This window comes from Streptococcus sp. 2022WUSS083 (assembly GCF_044427155.1).
Taxonomy (GTDB): domain Bacteria; phylum Bacillota; class Bacilli; order Lactobacillales; family Streptococcaceae; genus Streptococcus; species Streptococcus hashimotonensis.
In genome coordinates this window covers 1-1,499 of sequence record NZ_JAOTGK010000016.1, presented here as the reverse complement: position 1 = coordinate 1,499, position 1,499 = coordinate 1, and the positions used below count along the sequence as shown (strand labels likewise).

Here is a 1,499-nt window from a genome sequence, read left to right as displayed (position 1 = left end):
GGGAGTGGGAAAGACATCCATGATGGCTCCGCCCTCACCCACAGAATAATGAAAACGAACATAAAGCCCTCACTAGGTGTATAATCTTAGTGAGGGCTTTGTGGTTGACGAGTTACTGATGTTAGTCATCGCGGGAAAAACTAACCCACTCTACTGACGAGCACCCCAAAATATGCGATAGGCATGAGTATAAAAATACAACTAAAATTCGGTAGATAAGCTCTCTAATTTTTAGAAGGAGGGAATTATCATGGATGTTCTCTATCAATCTTGTGCAGGTATTGATGTCCATCAAGCCAATATTGTCGTCTGTATCCTACATGGACCACTCACCTCAACTCGTCCAAAGCGTGAGGTGGCTACATTTGATACAACGACTAAAGGCCTACGTGCTTGCCACGATTTTCTCAGTCAATTTCATGTGGAAGCTGTTGGTATGGAAAGCACCGGTGTCTATTGGCGACCTGTCTGGCATGCTCTCTGTGATGACTTCGAGCTGATACTCGCTCAACCAGCTCATATGAAGGCTATCCCAGGTCAGAAAACCGACAAGAAGGACGCTCACTGGATTGCCAAATTAACACGGATTGGTCTGCTTCCTCGGAGTTTCGTTCCCGATGAAACCATTCAAGAATTGAGGGAGTTAACCAGACAACGAAAACATTATGTGGAAAGTCGTAATCGAGAAACCAATCGTATCCATAAAATTCTTCAGTCAGGTGGTATCAAGCTAACAACCTATATTGAAGATATTATGGGGCTATCTGGTCGCAATCTCCTTCAGCTACTGGTTGATGGGACGCCTATTACACCTCGCATTGTCCATCAATCAGTTTACACCAGCTTGAAGAAGAAAGTGCCGCAGCTTCTGGAAGCCTTGGATGGCTATTTTTCTGACCATCACCGCTTTATGTTAAAGCAGTCCTTGGAGATTTATGATTTTTATCAGAAGCAGATTGAGTTGTTGGAAGAGCGAATGAATGTCTATCTATCACAATATGAAAACCATGTAGAAATATTGGATTCCATCCCAGGCATTGATGTCATTACAGCTTCTGTTATCATTTCTGAGGTTGGTGTTGACATGAGTCAGTTTCCGACATCTGGACATTTAGCTTCTTGGGCTGGACTCTGTCCAGGTAATAATGAGAGTGCTGGTAAAAAACGAAGTACCAAGATTCGACACGGAAATTCATATTTGAAGAAATGTTTATGCCAAGCCGCTTTCGCTATCAAAAAACAAAAAGGTAGTCCCCTAGCAGACCGATTTTATCAGATTCAAAGTCGGCGTGGTTCACAAAAAGCAACAATTGCACTCGCACATCAATTATTAAAAATAGCTTATATCCTCTTAAAAGAGCAGATAACGTATCCTGAATTTTTAGCACAGAAAAAGACTACTAGGGACGAGCTAGTAGCCTAACATAAAAAATTTTTCGCTTTGATTATATCATAGGGAGGGAGTTTTTGCATTCTTTTGAGTTTTCGTATAAGAACTC

1 protein-coding gene is annotated in these 1,499 nt (G+C 41.7%); it reads left to right on the top strand.

Going from position 1 to position 1,499, the window contains the following annotated elements; all coding sequences use genetic code 11:
* Positions 1-250: 250 nt before the first annotated feature.
* Positions 251-1,423, top strand: a complete 1,173-nt coding sequence (locus tag ODU41_RS10720) for an IS110 family transposase (protein ID WP_136581109.1) — start codon at positions 251-253, stop codon at positions 1,421-1,423.
* Positions 1,424-1,499: the final 76 nt, after the last annotated feature.